The following is a 17691-nucleotide window of genomic DNA, read 5'->3' as shown; positions in this document are numbered from 1 at the left end:
AGGCATACTATCGATAATTAAAAAATAGTTATCAATTAGCGTATTGAGATTTATGATACCTAATCGAGTTAATACGCTGCTAAACTTTCTTATACAACCATCTAAACCACTCTATTCCTTCTACATCTCAATCCCTTCTGCCTTCATCACTGAATGCAGATCCTTGTCACCGCGACCTGACATGTTGACGATGATCGTCTGATCAGGTGTCATGGTTTTAGCCAGTTTCAATGCATAAGCGACGGCATGAGCAGTCTCAAGCGCAGGAATGATCCCTTCTTTGCGAGTTGCCTCATGGAAGCCTTCTAGCGCCTCTTTATCCGTACAGCCGACATACTCAACGCGCTTCATGTCTTTTAAGAAGCTGTGCTCAGGGCCAACACCAGGATAATCAAGACCTGCTGAGATAGAATGCGTCTCTTGAATCTGACCATCATCATCTGCCATGAGGTAAGTACGGTTACCGTGCAGTACACCGATACGACCAGCTGCTAGTGGCGCTGAATGGCGACCTGTTTCGATACCGTCACCTGTTGCCTCGACACCATACATCTTCACTTCAGTATCGTTTAAGAAGTCAAAGAACAAACCTATCGCATTTGAGCCGCCACCGACACATGCAACCAAGGCATCTGGCATTTTGCCTGTTTTTTCTAAATGCTGAATGCGTGCTTCTTTACCAATGATCGCTTGGAAATCACGAACCAATAGCGGATAAGGATGCGGTCCTGCCACCGTACCGATAATATAATACGTGCTATCGACATTGGTTACCCAGTCACGCATGGCTTCGTTCATTGCGTCTTTGAGCGTACGTGAGCCAGAGGTTACTGGCACAACTGTCGCACCAAGCAAACGCATACGATAGACGTTCATCTTTTGACGCTCGACATCGTCAGCACCCATATAGACGATACATTCTAGGCCTAAGCGTGCCGCAATCGTTGCCGTCGCGACACCATGCTGTCCTGCGCCCGTCTCAGCGATGATGCGTTTTTTGCCACACATCTTGGCAAGCAATGCCTGACCAATAGTGTTATTTACTTTATGCGCGCCAGTGTGGTTGAGGTCTTCACGCTTAAAATAAATTTGCGCACCGCCAATCTCATCACTTAGACGCTTGGCATGATATAGCGGTGTTGGACGACCGACGTAATTGACCAAGTCGTTGTGATACTCTTCCCAGAATGCCGGGTCTGCTTTTACTTTGGTATAAAGCGTTTCTAGCTCTTCTAGAGCAGCCATTAGCGTCTCAGAGACGAAACGCCCCCATGTACACCGAAATGACCGCGCGCATCAGGATACTGGTTAAAGTCCTGTACATTTTCAGGATTGGTAAAAGTATTGACAGATTGTGCGGTAGCAGATAAATCTTTGTTCTCGACATGACTCATGATAATTCCTACTGTAATAAGTGGTATTTTTTAAATAACTTTAGATAAATAGAGGGAAAATAATAAAAGGGATAATAATCTAATCAGATTTAAACAGAAAAATCGGAATAACGATCAACTAAGCAGATTACGTATAGCGAATAGCTTGATACAAACCCACTTAGATGGCGCCAGTGACCGTAGCGTTTTGCCATCGATCACGCTTGACCGCTTTCATAAAGGCACGCATTTTGGCAGCGTCTTTTTACCTTTATTAACCTCAATACCACCGCTCACATCGACACCATAAATCGGCAAATCTAATGTCGCGGCAACATTGTCGGCATCAAGTCCACCAGCCAAAACGATTGGCAGCGCGCTATCGTGCGGAATGAGACTCCAGTCAAAACGTGCGCCTGTACCACCATACTTATGCTGATGATAAGCATCTAGTAAAATACTACTGGCACCTGCTTTAGCAAATTGGTTAATCTGAGCGCGAACACTATCGAGGGTGTCTTGCTCTGTGTTGATACGCAATGCTTTAATCCAGCGTTTATTGACCATACCTGCCAACTGTTGGCATTGCTCAGGCGTTTCATCACCATGGAACTGGATAACATCAAAAGCAACGTTGTTTGCTAATTTGCTCAGCTCATCTTCAGACATATTGACCACCAACGCCACCACGCTGACAAAAGCAGGTACGGCAGCGCTCAGGGTTTGCGCCTGCGCTATTGTGACCGCACGTGGACTTGGTGGATAAAACACCAAACCCACTGCATCTGCACCTAGCTGTGCCGCAGTCTGTATATCACCAAGCTGGAGTAAACCCGCAAAACTTAACGTGCATTTTGTGACCTTGCGTTTCATGGTACTGAATATGACACCGATTATAGCGGCATCAGATAGGTTCAAGCCAAAGATAAATCGTTAGATGTGATGAGATTTTGTTAACCAAACGGCAAAGCCATTGCATCCAAAAACTTATCCTAGCATACTTTTATCCTTAGTTTTGTTTATGATTGCGATTGATTAATATAGGGATACTTTGATGTCTAAGACTGCACAGACAGCCGCTACTGATACTGACGACAATGCTACTAGCAAAAATCCACCGCATTACTTGATGTGGTTTCGTCGTGACCTACGTATCCATGACAATACTGCTTTAGCAGCGCTTTGCGAACGTGCCAATGAAGACAACGCCTCAGTGTCTGCCGTATTCTTTTTGACACCTGAGCAGTGGCAAGCACACGATACCTCCCTTGTACAAGTTGATCACATTGCTCGCACGCTACCTATTCTAGCGAAGGAATTACAATCGCAATTGAATATCACTTTAACAGTACAGCTCTGCTCAAGCTTTGCTGACTGTATAGATGCGCTCACGACCTTATGCAATGACAATGAAATCAGCTGCATCATGGCCAATCACGAGTACGAAGGCAATGAGATTGATCGTGATGAGCAGTTAAGCAAACAACTTGCAAAAGACGGTATCGAGTTCGTCCGCTGGCATGACCAATGCATTTTGCCACCAAAAACTATCACTACCAATGATGGCGATAGTATGTATAAGGTTTTTACGCCGTTTTATAAAAAATGGCGACATACATTGGACGTCAGCACCATTCAAATGCATGAAGCACCCGCAGTGGATAGCGATTATAAAATCAAACTACCATCATCGCAAACGTTTGCCAATACAATCGACAAGATCAAATCACTAAGTGAGAAGATGCTCAGTGACTACCAGCAGACATTAGAAAAGAACGAGTCATTGCAGCATATCGATATGATAGCTCAGCTTGACCGCGCAAGAGACGCCTATCCTGCAGGTGAATCTGCCGCTTGCCAGCGTCTAGAGGCATTCGTCGATGATGATATCAATAATTATGATGTGAGCCGTGATGTCCCCCATCTGCATGCAACCAGTCAGCTATCGGCTTATCTCACTATAGGCTCTATCAGCCCTAGACTCTGCTATCTACAGGCGAGCAAAGCACAAGAAAAGCTACACGGTAATGACGGTGATAATGAAGACGTCAATCGCTGGATAAGTGAGCTTGCGTGGCGAGACTTTTATCGTCATGTGCTAGTAGAAAAACCAAACCTGATCCGTCATAAGGCTTATAAAGAAGATACTGACACTAAGGTTCATTGGTCATATGACAATGATGATTTTGAGACATGGTGCACAGGCATGACAGGCGTTCCGCTCGTAGATGCAGCAATGCATTGCCTAAATGCGACAGGGTTTATGCACAATCGATTGCGAATGGTAACAGCGATGTTTTTGACCAAAGACTTGCTGATTGATTGGCGCTTGGGTGAACGCTACTTTATGCAGCAGCTGATAGATGGCGATTTTGCATCCAATAACGGCGGCTGGCAATGGAGCGCGTCGACAGGTACGGACTCAGCGCCCTACTTCCGTATTATGAACCCCTTTAGCCAAGCCAATACACACGATTCTAAAGCTCTGTTTATTAAGACTTGGCTACCAGAGTTAAAAGACATTCCTAATAGCATCTTACATAACGAAGATAAGATGCGTAAGGAATTGGCAAAAGGTGGTAAGTTTGCCGATGTCGACTATCCTGCGCCAATGGTCGAGCATAAATCGGCGCGCAAGCTGGCTATTGCTGAGTTTAAAAATAGGCTTAATTTTAGAAAACAACCAGCAGACTAGCTATTAGTAGTGACTGGCAATTGACATGCGCCTGCACCCTGATTAGTAACCGTCACTACCGCTCCCGTGAGTGCAAACAGCTGCTCCAACTGGGTTTGCGCATTTTGCAATGCCATATTCATGACATCACCTCGGCAGGCACGTTCAAGCACTTCTTTTTTGCCATGGTCTGTGCCTGTGCCAATATCTTAGGGTCAACTTGCATCATGCCAAAAGCCCCTGTCTGCCAGTCATAAATCTCAATATCATCCAGATATACTGAAAATATCTCTGTAGGCGGCAAAGTAATATTGATTTGCGGCATAGTGGCAGCTGGTGAGTTGGCATTAGCTACTTGCTCTTCGTCTGCATTAGCTTGAGCAGGTTGCACTACTTGTACCATCTCAGGTGTCAGTGCACTCAAATCAACGCCTGCTTCTACGCGACCATGAGCGATAAACAATGCCTTTTGCTCATCCTGCCACAGTTTCATCCAGCTCCCAGGTCGCTCGCTCGTAATCACTGTATCGACACTAAATGCGACGGTATGTAAGCGATTTAACTGCTGAATTTGCGTAACCACCCCTTCGCGAGTAATAGTTTCTATCGGCGCTTCTTCTGGTTTGTTTTGCGCGCTATAAATAGCAAAGACAATCGCTACTAAGCCAATGAGTAATATCACCCACGACATTGTCACAATAGGACGTTTCTCAGGCTTTTGAGTCGCTTTAGCGTTGTTCATATCAGGATTATCCATAGAAGCTACCTTTATAATGTTGCATCGTTTGGTAAGGCTAAAAGCGTTGTAAAAACGGAACAGATGCTTAGTCTATAAATGCGACTATTGTGCAGTAAATTCAAGTAATGGCTACCATTCCTCTACATAACTTTATGCATAAACCTCTACGCAACCACCTCAATAAACTGTCACCAAAATAAGCAATGCTTTCGCTATAAAATCATATGAATAGCTCAATTATTTATCCCTTATTGAAGCCTTTGTGTCACGTTCGGTCTGAAAAGACAAAAAGTCATTGCGTCTTAGGCGAACTTTACCTAACATAGTCAGATTGTATGAATAAAATGTCAGTCTTGAAGCATTTATCAGGGTTTTGACCTGAATATATTGCGTTTTTGGCATATTGATACATCAAATCAAATTTGCCTCTCTTTTCTGAGAGTGGTTTTTACTGATGTGCTTTGTATATAAGCAGATTGGTAACTAGGAAATACCCTAGATTATTGCTAAGTGATAAAGGTAAGCTTGCGGCGGCAATGAAACGATTAGCCATACGCTCAACATCCTACTATTTCTTATTTTTTTATCGTTGATAAGGTTACGCTTTATTTATGAAAGCCAGTCAATTTTTATTTGCCACACTAAAAGAAACCCCAAGTGACGCCGACATTGCCTCAAGCCAATTGATGGTGCGTGCTGGTCTTATCCGCAAGATTGCTTCTGGATTGTATATTTGGTTGCCTATGGGTCTGCGCGTCTTACAAAAGGTCGAACGTATTGTTCGTGAAGAGATGCAAAACGTTGGTGCACAAGAAGTGCTAATGCCGATGACTCAGCCTGCTGAACTTTGGCAGACGACCGGACGTTTTGATGATTATGGTCCTGAGCTATTGCGCTTCAAAGACCGTCATGATCGCGACTTTGTGCTTGGTCCAACGCACGAAGAAGTCATCACCAATCTAGCACAAGGCGAGCTACGTAGTTATAAACAACTACCGATTACTTTCTTTCAGATTCAAGGTAAATTCCGTGACGAGATTCGTCCACGCTTCGGTGTGATGCGAGCACGTGAATTCACCATGAAAGATGCTTACTCTTTCCATGTGGATCAAGCCTCATTGGCCAAGACTTACCATGATATGTATGACGCTTATACACGCATCTTTACCCGCTTGGGCTTAGATTTCCGTGCGGTACAAGCAGATACAGGCTCTATCGGTGGTTTTGCTTCACATGAGTTCCATGTATTGGCAGATAGCGGCGAAGACGATATTGCGTTTTCGGACTCATCTGACTATGCAGCCAACGTAGAGCTAGCAGAGTCTGTCAGCACCGCTGAGCGTCAACCACCAAAAATGGAGCGTGAAGACGTTCTAACCGAAGGCATGACCAGCTGCAAAATGGTTGCTGAACACTTAGACATCCCGTTAGAAACGACGGTTAAAACCTTGATCGTTCATGGTCATACTGAGAATGATGAGCCACAACTGATTGCTATCGTATTGCGCGGCGACCACCAGCTCAACACTATCAAGGCTGAGAAAATCGAAGAAGCAAATGTACCATTGACGTTAGCATCTGACGAAGAGCTAAAAGCGGCAGGCCTACACAAAGGCTATATCGGTGTTAATTTAGATATGCCTGTATTCGTTGATCGTTCGGCAGCTGCGTTGTCAGATTTTGTCTGCGGTGCGAACGAAGTGAACAAACATACTATCGGTATGAACTGGGCACGTGATACTCGCATTACTCGCATCGTTGATGTGCGCAATGTACAAGAAGGTGACCCGTCTCCTGATGGTAAAGGCAGCCTAAAAATCAAACGCGGTATCGAAGTCGGTCATATCTTCCAGTTGGGCGATAAGTACTCACAAGCGATGAACTGTACGGTTTCTGGCGAAGATGGCAAACCTGTTACCTTGATGATGGGCTGTTATGGTATTGGCGTTAGCCGTATCATTGCCGCTGCTATCGAGCAGAACAATGATGAAAACGGCATCATGTGGCCAAAAACGCCAACGGTTGATGATTCGATCTCTCCTTTTGAAGTCGCCATCATCCCGATGAAGTCTAAAGAAGAGACGGTCATGCAGACGGCAACCGCCCTGTATGAAGAGTTGAAAGCTCAAGGCATCAATGTACTACTGGACGATCGTAACGAGCGACCAGGCGTTAAGTTTGCTGATCTTGAGTTGATTGGTATTCCGCATCGTATCGTCGTGTCTGATCGTAACTTAGCTGAAGACAAATACGAGTACGTCAATCGCCGTGAAGCTGAAAAGCAAATGCTGAGCCGTGAAGAAGTCATGGCAAAAGTAAGCGGTAAATAGTCTTGTAATTAAAGACTATATAACAGAAAGCGCCTATCTCATCATGTGAGATAGGCGCTTTTTTGTTGGCTTAAAAACTATTTAACATTGTATTCTTATGAACATTGTATTTTGAGCGAGAACTTACTGGCGGATTAGGCGGCTTGGCTTAGGCAATAGACTGATATCACTAACACGGCATGGATTGATATCGATACCACCGCGGCGCGTATACCACGCCCGTACCATTAGCTCACTTGGCTGATAGTATTGACTCAAATCAGCAAATATCTGCTCGACACACTGCTCATGGAAGCCATTGTGCTGACGGAAGCTCAATATATAACGCAGCATATTTGCATTATTAAAAGGCTTATCAGTAGTAATCGATACGGCCAAAGTACCCCAATCTGGTTGATTGGTCACTGGGCAATTGCTACGCAGTAGATTGGAATAAAAGGTATAGGGCTGCGTACCATCACTTGCCACGCTTTCATCGCTAGCCCCTACTTCGTTTTCACTCAGCAATGACGCATCAGGATGTTCAGTTAAAGCAATTTTATCCGTGCTATCTGCCAATGCCTCATCAATACAAACACCCTCAGGCTGAGCGATCAATAACGCTGTTCCGTTACCATCTAGATCATCATTTAAGCGAAATAACGCTACCTGTACATCTGTTTGCAAACAAGCTGACAAGTCTTTCGCAATCAACGCTTGTACGTCATTCCAACTGGCAAACTCGGTAAAATTGATGCTATTCAAATACAGCTTAAGCGATTTTGATTCTACGATAAACGGTGAGCTAGCAGGAATGCTAAAGCGCGCGATAGCCACTTGCGAGATACCTTGCGGATTTAACCAAGATATCTCAAAAGCCTGCCACCAATCGACACCGACGGTTAGTTTATCGTCTTGCCAACCAATCGCATCACGTCCCATGCTACGCGCAATCGGATATAGCGTCTCTGGGCTATACTCAGTTGGATAGTCTGTGGTTTGCTCGCCCAAGATACCGTGAATACTCATCTGTCTTCCTAATGTTAAACCGTTTAAAATTTGCTCTAAATAATAATATGCTTAGCGAATAATACACACTATAAACGCACGCGCGATCCGTTACTTAGCAAGCGATAGGCGATGGTATAAAATATCGCACAGAACACAAAAATAGCCGCCATCGAATACCAAACATTGACATCAGAGTAGCCAAGAATACCGTAACGGAATGAGTTGACCATATAGACGATAGGATTCAGTAGCGAGATATTTTGCCAAAATGGTGATAAGTTTTCCATCGAATAAAATACGCCGCCCAAATAGGTCAGCGGGGTCAATACAAAGCTTGGAATGATAGAGATATCATCAAACGAGCGTGCAAATACCGCATTGATAAAACCACCTAACGAAAACAAGATAGACGTGCCAAGTACCGTAAATATAGTCACAAATAAATGCTCGATACCAAGATCAGTAAAGAACAGCGCCACTATCGAGACAATCACACCGATAGCCAGTCCACGGAAGATACCACCACTGATATAACCCATCAAAATAGCATGCTTGGATACTGGCGAGACCAAAAGCTCTTCGATACTAGACGTGAACTTGGCACTAAAGAAGCTTGAGACGACGTTAGAGTAACTGTTGGTAATGATCGACATCATGATCAAACCAGGCACGATAAACTGCATGTAAGGCACGCCGCCCATCTCACCCACACGCGAACCAATCATCTTACCAAAAATGACAAAATACAAGCTCATCGTGATAACTGGTGGTAGTAATGTCTGCGGCCAGATACGTAAAATACGGCGCACTTCTTTGAACCAAATAGTACGAAACGCAATCCACTTTTTACTCAATGACATTGTTTTATTATGATCGATTAGTTCCTGACTCATAACCCCGCCTCCTTCATGCTATCTGCACTTTGAATGTTTTTGTCTACCAAGCGCATAAATAACTCTTCTAGTCGGTTGGCTTTATTGCGCATACTCGCCACACTAATACCTTTATCAGACAACTGATCAAAGACACCGTTTAGTGACTCACCTTCTGTCAAGGTAACTTCTAGCGTTTGCTCATCTGGCTGCGAGACCCCTGTCACTCCCGTCAAAGCCAACTGCTCAGTGAGCGGCGTATCCAAATCAAATACAAACGTCTCTACCGACAACTGCGCCAGTAGCTCCTTCATTTCTGTATTGATTCGAATCTCACCATGATCCAAGATCGCAATGCGTTTACATAATTGTTCAGCTTCTTCGAGATAATGAGTCGTCAGAATAATAGTGGTGTTTTCTTCGATATTAATCTGCTGCATAAACTCCCACATCGAGCGGCGAAGCTCGATATCGACACCCGCCGTTGGCTCATCTAGAATCAATAGTTTTGGTTTGTGAATTAAGGCACGGGCAATCATCAAGCGGCGTTTCATACCACCAGATAGTTCACGTGATTTACTGTCGCGTTTATCCCATAGTCCTAGCGCGGTTAATAGTCTCTTTGCGCGTGGTTTGGCTTCTTTTGCCGGAATACCAAAATAACCCGCTTGCGTAATCAGGATATCTTCGACTTTTTCGAACATATTAAAGTTAAATTCTTGCGGTACAACGCCAAGATATTGCTTGGCAATTGAAGGGTTTTCTAATAGGTCTGTGCCGAAAATATGGACGCTACCAGTGGTTGGCTTAAACAACGAGCTAATAATGCCAATCATAGTAGATTTACCTGCGCCGTTTGGCCCAAGTAATGCAAAGAACCCACCTTGTGGTACGGTTAAATCAACCCCTTTTAATGCCGAAAACCCATTGTCATAGGTCTTGGATAGGTTTTTTATGGAGAGTGCTGGTGCATCAGACATGAAGACCTCTTTATTTGTTATCAATTTATATAAAATGCGATTTTAGAATAATAGGCCGTGTTGAACATTCGACTATCATTATCATATAGGCAAAAGCCGTATAAGAATGTTCAACACACTCTACTATCTAAAGGTGACAATGTACGGTAATAAACGAACTAATCTCATAAAATGAGGCTACTCATAACGAATTTCAACTACCTTATATTCGAAGTACCATATTAATAATATTCATCATGAAAAAGCGCCTATCTCATCACTGAAATAGGCGCTTTATAGATAACTATCGTAAAAGCTTGGAAGGTAATCAACAAAGATTAGCTTGCTTCTGCGATCATATAATCTACGGCATTTTGAACTTCTTCATCAGGAATATCCGCGCCACCTTTAGCAGGCATCGCATTGAAACCATTGATAGCATGGGTATATAGCGTATCTTTACCTTTTGCGATACGTGGACCCCAAGCGCCAGCATCACCAAAGATAGGAGAGCCTAGCAAGCCTGCTGTATGACAAGTATGACATACGGCGTTATATACCGCTTTACCGTCACGAGGACCGTCGCCAGCAGCTGGGCCAGATGAGCGTGCCGTTACATCACAAGCTTCACCGTCTTCAAAACAGATATTGGCAACAGGCTGGATACGCGCAATCAGATTAGGATACAAAGCAATTAGCTTCTGTACTTGCGGCGTATCTTGTGGAATTGGCTCTTCATCAGCGGCAGGCGCTGCAGCGGCAGTTTCTTCGCCTTCTGCTGGAGCGGCTTCGTCAGTCGACGCAGCACCATCTGTCGTATCTGCAGCAGCTTGGGTATCGTCACTTAGCGTTTCAGGAGCAGCTTCTACGACCTCTTGGCCTTCTGCTACGTCTGACGCAGTTACAGGAGTGTCTACAACATCTTCAGCTTGGCTCACCGCGATACTAGCGATTCCTAGAATGGCAGCTGCCGATAACATAACTACTTTTCTCATTCGTCACGTTCTCTTATTACGTATACAAGGACTAGCACGGCTCGGACATTCTGTCTGTCCTTCTTTGACGACCTCTAAGTCTTCAATAGCAGACAGCCATCCCGCGTGCCAGCGCACTTGCAATCGGTGATTATAAATATGAATTCTCCCCAACATTATAAGGGAAAAGGCAGGTAAATTGCCATGCTTGTTTAATGACTTGGCTGTTTTTTCTTAAAAAACCTCAATCGCGACTGTCATTTATTGGCTTTATGCTTTTATTTGTTAGACTAAGCGGTCTTTATTTCTAGACACCTTATGCTAATTATCATACGCATCTAAGCGTGACAGTCAGACATATCGTTATCATATGCGCTCGTAGCTCAGTTGGATAGAGTATCGGTCTCCGAAGCCGAGGGTCGTGGGTTCGATTCCCGCCGAGCGCACCACTATTTATAGCTTAAGTTTTGTTCAAATGTTACCTCAAGCATTATATTGTTTGAGGCTTTTTTATGTCTGAAAATTTCTTTGAAGTATTTATTTATAAGGGTTAGTGGTTATATATTCATCAACTCTTAAGAGGCTGTCCACTCTCTAATAATATAATCACGATAAGTTTGCATGCATGTACTCTACCTTTTAAAAATCGGTGACCAAGTGCTCGGTGACCAAACGGTGACCATTTTGTGACCAAGATTGTTGAAAGTTGGTTGTGGTAACGGAGCCCTATAATTTATGCTTATTGACAAGTTCAGTAGCTTAAAATTTAAGAATCAAACTCAGTTCGAGATAAAAAATAAAAACGTCCTATCAGTTCATCCGTAATCATTTTTTAGTTTGAATACAAAATGGTATGGCCTACAATTTCAAAGGTTCGTGACTGATTGGTTCTTTTCCAAGTCAGATATTTCATCCTCAATAGCCCCATAATACTTTCACTTAATGATTTGAACTCTTCCATAGTTGCAAGCTTACCTCTCAAAGACTCTATTTTATCTTGGTTTGTTATCGACTCATCTTCATCTGGATAAAGAAACTTAAATTTGATAACAGGGTCTTCTAAAAGCTGGCTTATTTCAGTGAGCCAATTCTTGGTATCTTCATCTATAGTTTCTTTGATAGCTTGATTAATACAAAAATAGATAAGAATACGTGCATTCTTATCTAAAACCTTCGTCATCTTAAGCCAACTATTCAAATCAGTGTCATCTTTATCTGAAGAGAATTGGGCAAATGGATTAGGTAAGTATCTATTATTTTGATTGCCAGGGTTTAGCGAATTTAATGTTTCTAAAACGGGCTCAAGATTTTCAAATGGACGTTTGCCATCAGGAAATGAAGAATGTCTTTCCCAAAGCTTAAGTATAGTGTCAAAGCACTCTTGCTTAGTATCCTCATTATTAGTTTGTTCAACTAATAATATTTTTTCAGCGATATAGTTACACATCCATGCTGTTATTTCGTCAACTTCATCGTTTTTAAAATTATCAATTAAATGCTTACCTAAGTTGATAACCCTTTGTTGCGTCTCTAAGCTTTCCATCTGCAGATAAGAGGAAGGTTTTTGCTATAGGGTGGGATATATCCAATGTCATCGTCCTTGCTCCAACTATTATATGAGTCTTTATATGTTCTTTTGATATTCAATTGAATAGCAATTTCTACATTCATTTGCTTACATATGAGAGTTAATAAATCTAGAGACGCTAATGCCTGATTACCATTCCTCATATAATCGTCATTATGACTTGGTTTGTCTTCGCTCCAATATTTGCTTTGTAAACACACTGAACCGCCCCGGGATTGTCGGAGACTCAACATTCTGAGAGAATACGACAATGAAAAACAAACCTACACTCCTGAGATTAAAGAACGCGCCGTTCGCATGCTGATAGAAGCGTTGGGCGACTATCCCTCCACATGGTCAGCGATTCAAGCCATTGCCCCTAAGATTGGCTGTACGCCTGAAACCCTGCGGTCGTGGCATAAAAAGCACATAGATCAAACTATTCCTGCATCGGTGCAAGCGCAAAGTGATAAAGAGCGCATCAAGGAGCTTGAACGCGAATGCAGAGAGCTCAAGCAAGCCAATGAGATCATACGTAAGGCTGCCGCTTTTTCGCCCAGGCGGAGCTCGACCGCTGACTAAAATCATGATTCAATTCATCGACGATCATAAGAATAATTATGGGGTCGAGCTGATCTGTAGAGTATTACCGATTGCCCCATCAACCTATCACCGTGCTAAAGACTTGGAGAGCTACCCTGAAAAACGCTCATTGCGCAGTCAACATGACGACTTTTACATCAGCGAGATTAAACGTATCTGGCAGGACAGCAAATGCCGTTACGGTGCGCGTAAAGTATGGCAGCAGATGAAAGCTGACGGGTTAAAGGTTGCTCGTTGTACCATAGAGCGTTTAATGAGACAGCATGGCCTACAAGGTGTCTGGCGCGGTAAGGGTAAAATAACAACTCACAGCCGTGATGATCAAAAGCGTGCTGATGACTTGGTTAATCGTAACTTTAGCGCTCATCGCCCTAACCAGCTCTGGGTGGCAGACTTTACTTATATCAAGACGATAAGCGGCTGGGTGTATACCGCTTTTATTATTGATGTGTTTGCTCGCGCTATTGTGGGCTGGAAAGTATCTAATCGTATGAACACAGATATGGTGATGGCGGCGTTAAATCAAGCAATAGCAGATAGAAACTATCCCAAAGATGTGATTCATCACAGTGATCGAGGGGTTCAGTATTTATCCATTCGCTATACTGATAAAATGGCTGACTGCGGTGTGATTGCCTCTGTTGGCACTACAGGTGATTCATACGACAATGCACTGGCTGAGACGGTCAACGGGCTTTATAAGTCTGAGGTCATTCATTATTTGAAAGAGAGCTGGTCTGGTGTGAACGATGTTGAACTAGCAACCCTTGAATGGGTCGATTGGTTTAACAAAACACGACTGCATAGCACGATTGGTTATGTGTCACCTTTTGAATTTGAAAAGCGGTATTATGATAATTTAACCCTGTCAGGCATCGCTGCCTGACTCAAGTAAATCACTCTCCGATAAAGTCGGGGCGGTTCACCTTGAGAAAATCCAATGATAGTGTCTTTGAGGTCAGATATCTTAAAGTCTTCATCGGCTCTAACCGTAGAATGTTTTAGCTGAAAGTATTCTACCGACTTTTCACCATTAGCTGACTCCCTATACTCGGCTAAATCAACAACATTTTCACCACCTTGATTATAATCGTCAGAGCCTTCTATCGTAATATGAGTTAAATCAGTATCGAAATCTAATAACTTTAAGCATCTTTTGACAGCCCAGCGATAGTGAAAAATATCACCAGCTCTTGAAAAATTAATGGATGTTACATTCTGATTCATAGAAAATGATTCGTCCAATATGATAGTTGAAAAAAGCTAGGAAATATTTCATGACTTGCAAATTACTATTTGAATTCAAATATACCAACACTCCACAAAAATTGATAGGTACAAGCAATCTCATACATCAAGTACTGTCGCATCTAGCTAAATCAAAACTAAAAAACATCTAACAATACTCAAAAACTACCATATCCATTCAAGTTTATATATGCACAATAGTTTATAATTATTGTTTATGAAATTATATAAATGAGATGAAATTATGTGGTCTGACGTTGAATCAAGTGAAGATTATCTTAATTTTGGTGAAGTATCGGATCTTGCGGTCGATATTTTATCTGCTAAAAATATGCTACCTATTTCAATTGGAATTTTTGGTAACTGGGGAGCAGGCAAGTCTTCGCTTCTCAAGCTTATTGAAACTAAACTAGAAGACGACGAGCAGGACTATATCGTAATAAATTTTGATGCATGGCTTTATCAAGGTTTTGATGATGCAAGAGCCTCTCTTTTAGAAGTGATAGCAACTGAACTATTGAAAGCATCTAAAGAAGATGAAACTTTATTTAAAAAAAGTAAAGGGTTATTGAACAGAGTTAATGGTTTCCGAACTTTGGGTTTGCTTGCTGAAGGAGCCGCACTAGCTTTCGGTGTTCCAACTGGAGGACTTATTGCCCGAAGTGTTAGTACTATTGGTGAAGCAACTAACGGGGTTCAAAGTGAAAGTGAGTATGTAGCAGGTCGTGCTTTAGTAGGAGATGTGAAGAATGAGTTTGATAAAACGATAAAACCCAAAGAGTCCGAAACCCTCCTGAGCAAATTCACGCTTTTAGAACAGAGTATGAAGAAATACTAGAAGAGCTAGATAAGCCAGTCGTAATTATTATTGATAATTTAGATCGCTGTCTACCTGTTAATGCTATTCATACACTTGAAGCGATTCGATTATTTTTATTTCTTAAAAACACAGCTTTTATAATTGCTGCTGATGAAGAAATGATTAAATCTTCAGTTGCTGAGCATTTTAAAGGTAGCACAGATAGACACCAGCTTGATTACATCGACAAACTCATTCAAGTGCCTATCCGCGTACCCAAAGCTGGTGTGAGAGAAATTCGTTCCTACTTATTTATGCTATATGCAATTGAAGCTGGAATTGACTCTACTAAACTAAATAACCTTAGACAGGGATTAGAAGCTGCTCTACAACAGTCTTGGAAAGATGACCCTATCACTAGAAATGATGCGTTAGCTCTGCTCGGATTTACTGAGGATAACGAATTAGCAAAATCATTTGAACGAGCAGACCGTATCGCTCCAATATTAGCTAATTCACCAATTATTCATGGAAACCCTAGAACCGTGAAAAGACTTTTAAACGTAATAAAAATGCGTTCTAAGACCGCTGCGCGTCGCAATATGCCAATAGATGAAGCACTTATAACTAAACTAGTAGTATTTGAACGATGCGCTGGAGCACAAGCTACAAAAGACTTTTATAACTGTATTGATAAAGAACGGGGAAAACCTAGTTTCATTTCAAGTTTGGAGTCCGGTAAAGATGCTGATCTCCCTAAATCATGGACTGATAATCCAACAACAACAGCTTTTATAAAAGACTGGGCACAGCTTGAACCTAAACTATCTAACACTGATTTAAGACCTGCAATATATTTATCTAGAGAAACTATACCTATAGGTACATACATCACAGGTATATCTCCAGCAGGTAGAGATATTTTAGATGCGCTTATAGTTACGCAAAATGAGGCATCACAGACAGCAAAAAGACTTATGCAAACAATAGTGCTAGAAGAAGAAGTCCCTATTATGGAAGGTCTCATTAGTCATCTTAGGACAGTATCAGATTGGGCAAATAAGCCAATAGGTTTTGCTGGTGCTTATATTCTTGCAGAACACTCTGAAGCTTCAGCAAATATATTAGTCAGGTACTTAGGTAGCCTCAATGAACAGCCTGTATGGTTGAAGCGCGTTTTAAATCAATCATCGTGGTCTAAGGAGCAGTAATGGGAACTTCGCAATCTAGCCCAGGACCAGGAGGAAAGTCTCCTTTAATACCACCTTGGGCTGATGACACACCTGAGCAAGCTTTACCAAATTCAGGAAATCGTCGCTATGCTTCTTTCAGAGAGTCTTTAGGTAGAGCAGTATCAAACGGTAGTAGTTCCGATTTAAGAAAAGCTGTTGGGCATTATGCAAAAATTTCCAGTGGAGGAAGTGCAGCAGCAGTAAGACGCATGGGTAGTGCGACCAGTGTAGGTTCACAACTATTTGGTTTGCTAACTAGTGGTAGTGGTACCGGTACTTCAGCTATCAATTTAGATAGTCTGAACGGTCTACCTGTTGACATTGCAATATCTAGGATAACGCAGTCTCTTGCAACTGAAGATGGTGATTCAGAAAAAATAAGAGCTGCTATGAATCTATCCTTAGCCGAAGCGTTAGAAGGCATAGAAATATTCGATTCTCAAAACGTCACAGCTGAGATTATTACCAATACAATGATAAATTACCTATGTAGAGTTATTTTTGTACAATTAATGATGGATTCTGGGGTGCATTTGACAAAGCTGAAACGCCTAAACAAGCAATTCACATAGAAAACTCTTTATATTCATTAATTGATGTAATAGTAAATGAGCACATGGCAGAAAGGCTTTCTAATAATATTAGTACATTAACACAAGTTCAAGTTAAAGAAATTCAAAGACAAACAATTATTGATGTATGGATAGAATGGGAGAATTACGCATGACTGAATTGGTATTTCATCATGATTGTCAACAACTCCCCAAGCAAATGAGTCCTTAATTCCTGTTCAATTATATGGCATAGATGGAAAGTCTCGGGGTGATATAAGTGTTATAGGTAATCCAATAACAGAGAAAATTCAGCGTTTAGGCGTTGAAGTCAATTCTAAAGCAATCGATTTCTTATCTATCGCTTTAGCGGTTACGGCAGCTGATACTTTTGTATTGCGTTCAGAAAGCCCAGATGGCTGGACACGACAGCTTTCACTAAAAATCCCATTGTGTGAACCAGATTGTTGGATTGCTTTGCAATCACAACTAGAGAAAGCTTTACACTTTTTAAGCGGCGACATGTGGAATTTAGAATTCACAGAAGGAGGTTTTGCGCCTCCCCTTATCCCCCAAGATAAAAGATTTAAACTCACCCAACTTGATAATCTTAATTGTGTGAGCCTGTTTTCAGGAGGACTAGACTCAACAATAGGTGCCATAGATTTATTAGATAATGGGTATAAACCTCTATTGATTAGTCATGCATACAAGGGTGATAGTGCTTTTCAAAAGAAATCGATCAAGTTTTATCAGGTGAATATTCTCGTTTCGAAGTAA

At 42.1% G+C, this 17691-nt stretch carries 16 protein-coding genes, 1 tRNA gene, 1 pseudogene and 1 other annotated feature; of the genes and pseudogenes, 8 read left to right on the top strand and 10 right to left on the bottom strand.

Features of this window, described 5'->3' with window-relative positions; genetic code table 11:
- Nucleotides 1–120: 120 nt before the first annotated feature.
- A pseudogene (gene trpB / locus ACOBWA_RS03020) lies at nucleotides 121–1394 on the bottom strand (tryptophan synthase subunit beta).
- A gap of 213 nt (nucleotides 1395–1607) precedes the next feature.
- Nucleotides 1608–2291 (bottom strand): phosphoribosylanthranilate isomerase, encoded by a 684-nt coding sequence (locus ACOBWA_RS03015; RefSeq protein WP_420230186.1) that lies wholly within the window; start codon nucleotides 2289–2291, stop codon nucleotides 1608–1610.
- A gap of 136 nt (nucleotides 2292–2427) precedes the next feature.
- Here ACOBWA_RS03015 and ACOBWA_RS03010 point away from each other — a divergent pair, with 136 nt between their 5' ends.
- The gene (locus ACOBWA_RS03010; protein WP_420230185.1) at nucleotides 2428–4068 is read left to right on the top strand and encodes a cryptochrome/photolyase family protein; all 1641 of its coding nucleotides are present in this window, start codon (nucleotides 2428–2430) and stop codon (nucleotides 4066–4068) included.
- Here the strand turns inward: ACOBWA_RS03010 and ACOBWA_RS03005 are convergent.
- Complete coding sequence (locus ACOBWA_RS03005) at nucleotides 4065–4190, bottom strand: hypothetical protein (RefSeq protein WP_420230184.1); 126 nt, start codon at nucleotides 4188–4190, stop codon at nucleotides 4065–4067. The genes ACOBWA_RS03010 and ACOBWA_RS03005 overlap by 4 nt on opposite strands.
- The gene (locus ACOBWA_RS03000) at nucleotides 4187–4804 is read right to left on the bottom strand and encodes a DUF4230 domain-containing protein (protein WP_420230183.1); all 618 of its coding nucleotides are present in this window, start codon (nucleotides 4802–4804) and stop codon (nucleotides 4187–4189) included. Before ACOBWA_RS03000 ends, ACOBWA_RS03005 begins: the two co-directional genes overlap by 4 nt.
- Nucleotides 4805–5397: 593 nt before the next feature.
- Here ACOBWA_RS03000 and ACOBWA_RS02995 point away from each other — a divergent pair.
- Nucleotides 5398–7116 (top strand): proline--tRNA ligase, encoded by a 1719-nt coding sequence (locus tag ACOBWA_RS02995; protein WP_420230182.1) that lies wholly within the window; start codon nucleotides 5398–5400, stop codon nucleotides 7114–7116.
- Between the two features lie 123 nt (nucleotides 7117–7239).
- Here the strand turns inward: ACOBWA_RS02995 and queF are convergent, their stop codons facing one another.
- The 4 genes from queF to ACOBWA_RS02975 all read right to left on the bottom strand — a co-directional run bounded on the left by queF (nucleotide 7240) and on the right by ACOBWA_RS02975 (nucleotide 10932).
- Nucleotides 7240–8124: an NADPH-dependent 7-cyano-7-deazaguanine reductase QueF gene (gene queF, locus ACOBWA_RS02990; protein ID WP_420230181.1), complete on the bottom strand. Its 885-nt coding sequence runs from the start codon at nucleotides 8122–8124 to the stop codon at nucleotides 7240–7242.
- Nucleotides 8125–8192: 68 nt separating this feature from the next.
- Nucleotides 8193–8966, bottom strand: a complete 774-nt coding sequence (locus ACOBWA_RS02985) for an ABC transporter permease (RefSeq protein WP_102091147.1) — start codon at nucleotides 8964–8966, stop codon at nucleotides 8193–8195.
- Between the two features lie 29 nt (nucleotides 8967–8995).
- Complete coding sequence (locus ACOBWA_RS02980) at nucleotides 8996–9958, bottom strand: ABC transporter ATP-binding protein (protein WP_101204942.1); 963 nt, start codon at nucleotides 9956–9958, stop codon at nucleotides 8996–8998.
- A gap of 317 nt (nucleotides 9959–10275) precedes the next feature.
- Nucleotides 10276–10932 (bottom strand): c-type cytochrome, encoded by a 657-nt coding sequence (locus ACOBWA_RS02975; RefSeq protein WP_420230180.1) that lies wholly within the window; start codon nucleotides 10930–10932, stop codon nucleotides 10276–10278.
- 351 nt (nucleotides 10933–11283) lie between these two features.
- Between ACOBWA_RS02975 and ACOBWA_RS02970 the strand changes: the two genes are divergently transcribed.
- Nucleotides 11284–11360, top strand: a tRNA-Arg gene (locus ACOBWA_RS02970).
- Between the two features lie 383 nt (nucleotides 11361–11743).
- Here the strand turns inward: ACOBWA_RS02970 and ACOBWA_RS02965 are convergent.
- A complete protein-coding gene (locus ACOBWA_RS02965; protein WP_420230179.1) occupies nucleotides 11744–12454 on the bottom strand; it encodes a hypothetical protein in 711 nt (236 codons plus the stop codon).
- Between the two features lie 342 nt (nucleotides 12455–12796).
- Between ACOBWA_RS02965 and ACOBWA_RS02960 the strand changes: the two genes are divergently transcribed.
- A protein-coding gene (locus ACOBWA_RS02960) for an IS3 family transposase (protein WP_420230178.1) occupies nucleotides 12797–13967 on the top strand; the annotation gives its coding sequence in 2 pieces (ribosomal slippage) (nucleotides 12797–13029 and nucleotides 13028–13967; 1173 coding nt in all).
- Nucleotides 13024–13139, top strand: a sequence feature (AL1L pseudoknot). Its footprint overlaps the gene before it by 116 nt.
- On the opposite strand, the gene ACOBWA_RS02955 is transcribed toward ACOBWA_RS02960, so the two are convergent.
- Nucleotides 13931–14308, bottom strand: a complete 378-nt coding sequence (locus tag ACOBWA_RS02955; protein WP_420230177.1) for a hypothetical protein — start codon at nucleotides 14306–14308, stop codon at nucleotides 13931–13933. The genes ACOBWA_RS02960 and ACOBWA_RS02955 overlap by 37 nt on opposite strands.
- Before the next feature lie 265 nt (nucleotides 14309–14573).
- On the opposite strand from ACOBWA_RS02955, the gene ACOBWA_RS02950 reads away from it, so the two are divergent.
- The 4 genes from ACOBWA_RS02950 (at nucleotide 14574) to ACOBWA_RS02935 (ending at nucleotide 17691) form a co-directional block, all read left to right on the top strand.
- Nucleotides 14574–15167, top strand: coding sequence for a KAP family P-loop NTPase fold protein (locus tag ACOBWA_RS02950; protein WP_420230176.1), 594 nt, complete (start codon nucleotides 14574–14576; stop codon nucleotides 15165–15167).
- A complete protein-coding gene (locus tag ACOBWA_RS02945) occupies nucleotides 15131–16339 on the top strand; it encodes a KAP family P-loop NTPase fold protein (protein ID WP_420230707.1) in 1209 nt (402 codons plus the stop codon). The genes ACOBWA_RS02950 and ACOBWA_RS02945 overlap by 37 nt, the downstream gene beginning before the upstream one ends.
- Nucleotides 16339–16932 (top strand): hypothetical protein, encoded by a 594-nt coding sequence (locus ACOBWA_RS02940; protein WP_420230175.1) that lies wholly within the window; start codon nucleotides 16339–16341, stop codon nucleotides 16930–16932. Before ACOBWA_RS02945 ends, ACOBWA_RS02940 begins: the two co-directional genes overlap by 1 nt.
- Before the next feature lie 177 nt (nucleotides 16933–17109).
- A complete protein-coding gene (locus tag ACOBWA_RS02935; protein WP_420230174.1) occupies nucleotides 17110–17691 on the top strand; it encodes a hypothetical protein in 582 nt (193 codons plus the stop codon).

It is taken from the genome of Psychrobacter sp. ER1, from assembly GCF_048631835.1.
Taxonomy (GTDB): domain Bacteria; phylum Pseudomonadota; class Gammaproteobacteria; order Pseudomonadales; family Moraxellaceae; genus Psychrobacter.
Note: the sequence above shows the minus strand (reverse complement) of the source record. Positions and strands in the feature narration are given on the sequence as shown.